Annotated in this window: 5 protein-coding genes and 1 pseudogene; 3 read left to right on the forward strand and 3 right to left on the reverse strand. The window is 71.1% G+C overall.

The window, feature by feature from the left end:
* Positions 1–12 precede the first annotated feature (12 nt).
* Complete coding sequence (locus ACH442_RS44970) at positions 13–1,806, reverse strand: LamG domain-containing protein (RefSeq protein ID WP_396344324.1); 1,794 nt, start codon at positions 1,804–1,806, stop codon at positions 13–15.
* An 82-nt stretch (positions 1,807–1,888) separates the two neighbouring features.
* On the opposite strand from ACH442_RS44970, the gene ACH442_RS44975 reads away from it, so the two are divergent.
* Both ACH442_RS44975 and ACH442_RS44980 read left to right on the forward strand, forming a co-directional pair.
* Entirely contained in the window at positions 1,889–2,329 is a 441-nt protein-coding gene (locus ACH442_RS44975) for a hypothetical protein (RefSeq protein ID WP_396344325.1), read from the forward strand.
* A gap of 50 nt (positions 2,330–2,379) precedes the next feature.
* The gene (locus tag ACH442_RS44980; protein ID WP_396344326.1) at positions 2,380–3,984 is read left to right on the forward strand and encodes a phosphatidylserine/phosphatidylglycerophosphate/cardiolipin synthase family protein; all 1,605 of its coding nucleotides are present in this window, start codon (positions 2,380–2,382) and stop codon (positions 3,982–3,984) included.
* A 151-nt stretch (positions 3,985–4,135) separates the two neighbouring features.
* Here ACH442_RS44980 and ACH442_RS44985 read toward each other — a convergent pair whose 3' ends face one another.
* Together ACH442_RS44985 and ACH442_RS44990 are read right to left on the reverse strand one after the other, a co-directional pair.
* Complete coding sequence (locus ACH442_RS44985) at positions 4,136–5,554, reverse strand: GntP family permease (protein ID WP_396344327.1); 1,419 nt, start codon at positions 5,552–5,554, stop codon at positions 4,136–4,138.
* Positions 5,555–5,879: 325 nt separating this feature from the next.
* Positions 5,880–6,551: an SDR family oxidoreductase gene (locus ACH442_RS44990; protein WP_396344328.1), complete on the reverse strand. Its 672-nt coding sequence runs from the start codon at positions 6,549–6,551 to the stop codon at positions 5,880–5,882.
* Positions 6,552–6,623: 72 nt separating this feature from the next.
* Between ACH442_RS44990 and ACH442_RS44995 the strand changes: the two are divergent.
* Positions 6,624–6,746: pseudogene (locus ACH442_RS44995) on the forward strand (TetR/AcrR family transcriptional regulator); the annotation flags it as partial.
* Positions 6,747–7,228 lie beyond the last annotated feature (482 nt).

Genomic DNA, 7,228 nt, shown 5'->3' on the forward strand with positions numbered 1-7,228 from the left:
GTACGACAAGACCTATCCGATGTGCACCCACACGTCGTCGAGGCTGCCGTGGAACTGGTCGTTGTCCGGGCCGACGCCCTTGCCGCCGACGGTCAGCGGGGAGTCGGTGTCGACCGCGAGCCCGACCGGCACCGGCACACTGGCCTGCAGTACGTCGTCGACCAGCAAGGACAGCGTCGGACCGCTGCGCCGGCACTCCAAGCTGTGCCAGCTGCCGTCGGCGACGGAGACGCGGCTGCGGGCCAGATGGACCTTCCCGTCCCCGAGGCCGCAACTGGGCCTGCCGGAGATGCCGTCGATCTGCAGCTTGTACTGGCCTCCGCCCGAGGAGTAACCCTTCTGCAGCACGTTCTCGCCGCGGGACGTCTCCGCCGGGGTCAGGAGCACTCCCGCGCCGTACCGGATGGGCCGGTTCCCGGGGTTGAGGTCGGGGGTCGATCCGCCCTGCAGGACCATGCGCGGGCAGGCGGCGCCGGTGCATTTCGCCGGGAACCGCAGCGCCTGGCCGAGGCCGTGGGCGATCAGTTCCGGTCCGCCGCCGTTGCGGGTGACCAACCGCAGCAGGTGACCGCGCCCCGATCCGTCGTCGAACGTGCCGTCCATGATCGTGGTGTCGAAGTTGTACGACGCCACGTATTCCGACCGCAGCTGAACACTTTCGGCCAGCCGGAGGACACCGAACTCGGCGTAGCGTCGCCGCGGCAGCCCGCCGACCACGGTGAAGTCACCGACCGCGCTGACCGACCCGAGCTCCGGGCTGGCGGCCAGCGACCGGGTGCCGGCCACCCCGTTGGCCTGCGGCGCCCAGGCCAGCAGGTTGCCCTGTTCGTCGACGGCGGCCAGTTTCCCGCGACTCACCGAGCCGTCCGTGCAGCTGCCCTTGACCCCGTTGTTCGTGGTGGTGCAGGCGCTGTCGAAGTGGCCGCCGACGTAGATCGTCCCGCCCAGCGCGGTGATCGCCTGCGCGTCGCCGTCGAAGACCCGGGTCCAGCGGGTGGCGCCGTCCCGGGTGTACGACACGGCCCGCCCACCCAGCCCGCCGAGTGCCGCGTACACCCCGTCGGCGGCGGCGGCCAGCGCGAACACCTGCGACACCGGTCTCGGCAGGAACCTGAGGTCGAGCACCCCGGTGACCGGGTCGACGGCGGTGAGCCGCAGGGTCGAGCGCGCCCCGTTCGTCCGGTGGAAACTGCCGCCCAGGTAGATCCGATCAGTTCCGGACGCGAGCGCGTGCACGGTGTCGTCGGTCGCCGGCGCCCACGGGTCGAGCGCCCCGGTGGCGGCGTCGAACGCGGCCAGGTTGGCCCGCGGCACCCCGTCGACCGCCGTGATCCGCCCACCCAGGTAGACCCGGCCGTGCCCGGCGGCGAGCGCGTTCGGCTGCCCCAGGATCGTGTGCCGCAGCGGGGTGAGCACACCGTCGGCCGCGCCCAGCCCGGCGATCGCGTCCCGGGTCTCGCCGTTGACCCGGTCGAAGTCACCGGCGGCGTAGACCGTGTCACCGTTCACGGCGAGCGCGCGGACGTTCGCGTCCGCGGCCGGCTTCCAGTCGAGCAGGGCTCCGGTGCGCGAGTCGAACGCGGCCAGCCGGGTACGTGCGAAGGTGCGGCCACCCGCGGTCGCCTTGGTGAAACTCCCACCGACGTAGACGGTGCTGCCGCGGTAGGCCACCGCGTACACCGAGCCGTTGAAGGAGGGTGAGGTCACCGGGCTCGGCGAGACGATCTCGGCGTGGGCCGTGCCACCGGACGCGGCCAGGACGGTCGCGATGCCGGCGATAAAGGCACGTTTATGAAGATTGGCCACATCGGTAGATAACTTCTAAGCTGCCCAAAGGTCGCGGGGCCAACTATGCTGCCGCGTACTGGAATCGAGAAAGGGGAATGCCGTGCCGCTGCTGCGCCGTCGCATCACCGTGCCCGTCACCCTGCTCGCCGTCGCCGCGTTCGCCGCGGGCTGCGAGATCAAGGTGGACCCGGGCTCGGTCTCCGCGCCGTTCAGCGTCGCGCCGATCCCCTCCGCCTCGGCCGGCCAGCCGAAATACGTGTGCACCGCGATCTACAAGATCCTCACCGACGGCGCGGTGAAGGCCGCGGCTTACGCGACCGGCACCGACGACGCCGCCAAGGACGGGCTGCGCAAGACCTTCGGCGAGATGGCGACCCAGGTCACCGAGGCCGGCGCGAAGAGCGACGTGCCCACCCAGAAGACCGCGGCCGACCAGATCGCCGCACGCTTGACGGCGGCCAGCACGGCGACGGATCCGCAGGCCTTCCTGAACGGCGACTTCACCACGATCAGCCAGACGATCGACGACACCTGCCCCTGAGCGAAGGGGCCCGGTAGAACGAGCACGCGGGTTTCCGGTTCAATCTCCGCATGTCACCTGCATCATCGTTGACCGATCTGATCGGGCGGTACCTGCCGCCGGCCACCGAGGATTGTCCGACCTTCACCGAGAACTCCCGGTTCGAGCCGATCATCGACGGTGTCACCTACTTCACCGAGCTGGCCGCGCACATGGACGCCCTCGCGCCCGGCGACGCCGTCTACATCGCCGGCTACCAGGCCGACCCGCAGCTCGACCTGACCGGGCGCAGCGCCGGCGAGGTGGGCTACCGGCCGTTCACCGACGTGCTCGCCGAGAAGGCGGCGGACGGTGTCGACGTGCGGATCGTGTTGAGCGCCGCCGAGTACTCCGGGGGTTCGCCGTGGCTGCCGGTCGGCCCGTTCCTGGCCAACACCCTGGCCGCGCGGGTGATCCGGGCGTGGCGGCCGTCGACCCGGGACACCGGTCCGACGCTGGACGATCGGGTGCTGCTGGACTGGTCCGGTCCGTTGCTCGGCTCCAACCACCAGAAGCTGGTGGTGTTCAGCCACGACGGGGTGCTCACCGCGTACGTCGGTGGTCTCGATCTTTCCCCGAGCCGTTTCGACCACAACCCGCATCGCCGTCTGCGCCTCGGCGTGCACCGGTGGGGCTGGCACGACGCGGCGGCGCGCCTGCACGGGCCGGCGGCCGTCCGGGTCCGGGAGACGTTCCGGTTCCGGTGGCAGAACACCGCTGCTCTGCCGCCGCGGTTCATCGCCAAGACGCTCGCGCCGGGGCATTTCCTCATGTCCGGCGAACGCACCGTGATCAACCCGCCGGACGCGCCGCTCGCGCTGCCACCCGTGCCGGAGCAGCCGGAACATCCTGCGGAGGGCACCGCGGTGCAGGTGGTCCGTTCCTACCGGCCGTGGCGTCTCTACCGCCACCGCGCGTGGCACCGGATGCGGCGGGCCAACGTGGTCCGGGCCGGCATCCAGGAGGTCTATCACGCGATGGCCACCGCGATCGGCGCGGCCGAGAAGTACATCTACCTCGAGGACCAGTACTTCCACGAGGCGCCCGGCGGCGATCCCCGGTTCCAGCTCTACGACGGCCTGCGGTCGGCGGCCCGCCGCGGCGTCAAGATCATCCTGGTCGGCTCCGGCCGCAAGGACCCGGCCGACGGCGGCAGCAGCACCGTGCGCCCGGTGATCACCCACGATCTGCGCCGGCGGGTCCTGGACCGCCTGCCCGCCACCGACCGCCGCAACGTGGTGATGTACCGGATCGACAACCTGACCGTGCACACCAAACTCATGCTGGTCGATGACGTCTTCGCCAGCATCGGCTCGGCGAACTTCTTCAGCCGCTCGATGGTCGGCACCGACAGCGAGATCACCTCGACGTTCGTCACCACCGGCAATCTCGTCCGTGACCTGCGAGTCCGCTTGTGGGCCGAGCACCTGCGCACCGACCTCGGCGCCCGCCTCACCCCGTCGCTCGCCGACCTCGACCTCGCCCTGGGCATCTGGCGTCGTGCCTGGCTGCCGCCGGGCCACCCGCCGGAGACGTGGCGCCGCCCGGACCTGCCCGCCGGTTTCGCCCCGGCCGAGTGGGCCCTGACGCCGGCCCGCTACTCAACCGCGGTCCTGCGCCGCGAGAGACGACGCTGAAAGATCACCTTCTTCATGTCCCACGTCCGCTGTGGTCCGGACCGTCGCTCCCGCGGGGACCCTTCCGGTCTGAGCAGGGGCGCGGGGCGCCCCTGAACGCTCAGACCGCAAGGGCGGCGTCCGTGGGTGGTCGCGGTCGACCCGCAAAACCTCAGACGACCAGGCTCAGGAGCATCACGCAGGCGAAACCGACCACCGAGATGATCGTCTCCATCACCGACCAGGTCTTGATGGTCTGCCCGACGGTCATCCCGAAGTACTCCTTGACCAGCCAGAAGCCGGCGTCGTTGACGTGCGAGAAGAACAGCGACCCGGACCCGATCGCCAGCACCAGCAGCGACACCGTCGGCTTGTCCAGCGTGGCGGCGAGCGGCGCGACGATGCCGGCCGCCGTGATCGTGGCGACCGTGGCCGAGCCGGTCGCGACCCGGATCCCGACCGCGACCAGGAAGCCCAGCAGCAGCGCGTTGATGCTGGCGTCCTTGGCCGCGTCCGCGATCACGTTCCCGACCCCGGTGTCGACCAGCACCTGCTTGAACCCGCCGCCCGCGGCCACGATCAACAGGATCGCGGCGATCGGCGGCAGCGACCCACCGACCACGGAGGACGTCTCGCGGCGGTCGAACCCGGCCCGGTGACCGAGCGACCACATCGCCAGCAGCACCCCGAAGAGCAGGGCGACCACCGGCGTACCGAGAACTTCGAGGACCGACCGCACGTCGTTGCCCTCGGCCAGGGTGAGCTCGGCGACGGCCCGGGCCAGCATCAGCACGATCGGCAGCAGCACGGTCAGGACCGCCGGCCAGAACCCCGGGTTGCGGTGGCGCCCCTCGGCACTGTCCGGCACACCGTCCTCGTCACGGTCGGTGACGCCCTTGGTCTCGGCCGAACCGCCGGTCCCGATCGCGACCGCCTCCCGCGACGGCACGGCCACCGGCACCCGGGCGGCGATGAAGTTACCGAAGAGCGGACCGGCGACGATCACCGTCGGGATCGCGCAGATCAGGCCGAACATCAGCGTCAGCCCGAGATCGGCGTGCAGGCTGTCGATCGCGACCAGCGGCCCCGGGTGCGGCGGCACCAGACCGTGCAGCACGGAGAGGCCGGCCAGCGCCGGGATGCCGACCCGCAACAACCCGATGTCGGTGCGGCGCGCGACCAGCAGCACGATCGGAACCAGCAGCACCACGCCGATCTCGAAGAACAGCGGCAGCCCGACCAGCGCCGCGACCCCGGCCATGGCCCACGGCAGCGCCGAACCGGACACGCCGTCGACGATCCGCTGGACGATCCCGTCCGCGCCACCGGACTCGGTGAGCAGCGCCCCGATCATCGAACCGAGCGCGATCAGCACCCCGACGCTGCCGACCGTACTGCCCAGCCCCGTGGTGAACGACGTGACGATCTTCGCGGGGACGGCGCCGGCGGCCAGGCCGAGCGCGGCGCTGCCGAGGATCAACGCCAGGAACGGGTGGAACTTCGCCCACGCGATCAGTAGGACGACGACCGCGATGCCGAGCACCGCGGCGACGACGAGTTGAGTGGTACCCGCATCGGTGATGGTCGACATGCCGCGCGCTTACCCATCCCCACCACTTTTCAAGCCTAAATCCGCCTCTTCCCGTACGCCCAGCGCCCGCCCCGCCCCGCCCCTGATGAGCGCCCATACCCCGGACACCTTCCGGAGCGGGCAGCCGCCCCGCCCGGTCGGCGACCTCGCCCCGGGGTTCGGCGAGACGCGACCCGGGGTCCCGGCCGGGCCGGGGCGCTCGGCTCGCGTCCGTCACGGAGGGGCGTGGGAAGTTCGGGGGCGCCCGGAGGCCGGGGCGGGGCGGATGCCGGGTGGGGCGGGCTTGGGGGCGTACGGGAAGAGGGGTTTGCGGGGGTTGGGGGTCTCAGGCGGCGAGGTTGGACTTGACGGTTCGGGTGAGGTCGTCGCCTAGGATCTCCGGGGCGCCGGTGGCCACCGCGTCCAGCGCGAGTTTCGCGACCAGGGCGGGATCGGTCTTCTGGTCGGCGGGGACGGACGCGGCCATGTCGGTGTCCATGTAGCCGACGTGCAGCGCGGTCACCGTGATCCCCTTCGGGGCGAGCTGTTCACGGGTCGCGTTGGTGAGCGCCCACGCCGCGGCCTTCGTCGCCGAGTACGACCCGAGCGCGCCCGGGTGGTACCAGGACAGCACGGAGAGCACGTTCAGCACCGCTCCCCCGCCGTTCGACTCGATGACCGGCGCGAACGCCTCGGTGACGGCGAGCGGGCCGAAGTAGTTGGTCTCCATCTCGGCGCGGATCAGCGCGAGGTCGCCGCCGAGCAGCGGCTGCCCGGTGGAGGAGCCGGCGTTGTTGATCACGAGGGTGGCGTCCGCGGCGACGGCGGCGGCTTCGGCGATCGACTCGGGGTCGGTGACGTCGAGGCGCAGCGGGATCGCGCCGGGAAGGTCGACGGAGTTCACGTCGCGGGCCGCGGCGTAGACCTTGGCGCCGCGTTGCAGCAACTGGGAGGCGAGGTGGCGGCCGAGGCCCCGGTTGGCTCCGGTGACGACGGCTACGGCGGTGGTGAGTTCCATGCGAATTAGATTACGAGCATCATCTAAAGCGCACAAGGTAATAGATGACACACGCCATCTATAGTTGAGCGCATGGGACGGGTATCGCAGGCGCAGGCGAAAGAGAACCGGGAGCGGATCGTCGCGACGGCGGCCCGGCTGTTCCGGGAGAAGGGCATCGCCGGAGTCAGCGTCGCCGACGTGAGCGCGGCCGCCGGGCTGACCCACGGCGGCTTCTACAAGCAGTTCGAGTCGAAGGAAGCGCTGGTCACCGAGGCCATCGCGTACGCCTTCGCCGAGCAGTCGGCCCGCCTGGAGGCGGATCCCGCCCTGCTCGACGGCTACCTGACGGCGGAGCACCGGGACGCGGCCGGCGTCGGCTGCCCGACCGCCGGGTTCGCCGGTGACGTCGCGCGCGCGGCCGGCGGGGAGGCGGCCCGGCAGTCCTACGCCGACGGCGTCGCCGCCTACGCCCGGTTGCTGGGCACCGACGGCGAACCGGACCTGGCCGCGGTCAGCATGATGGTCGGCGCGCTGATCCTGTCCCGCGCCACCGCCGGAACCGAGATCTCCGAGCAGCTCCTGGCCGCGGCCAAGCAGTCGCTAGCTGTGATGTCCAGCCAGGTTGTTCAACCGGGTGATCGGCGTGGTCTTGCCGATGGCGGTGTGGGGCCGATGATGGTTGTAATCGTGTAAGA

This window comes from Actinoplanes sp. NPDC020271, assembly GCF_044388125.1.
Classification (GTDB): Bacteria; Actinomycetota; Actinomycetes; order Mycobacteriales; family Micromonosporaceae; genus Actinoplanes.

Bases quoted from the DNA above. Each gene is read 5' to 3' on its own strand.
- ACH442_RS44980 (WP_396344326.1), top strand. From the start codon at position 2,380: ATGTCACCTGCATCATCGTTGACCGATCTGATCGGGCGGTACCTGCCG.
- ACH442_RS44985 (WP_396344327.1), bottom strand. From the start codon at position 5,554: ATGTCGACCATCACCGATGCGGGTACCACTCAACTCGTCGTCGCCGCG.
- ACH442_RS44990 (WP_396344328.1), bottom strand. From the start codon at position 6,551: ATGGAACTCACCACCGCCGTAGCCGTCGTCACCGGAGCCAACCGGGGC.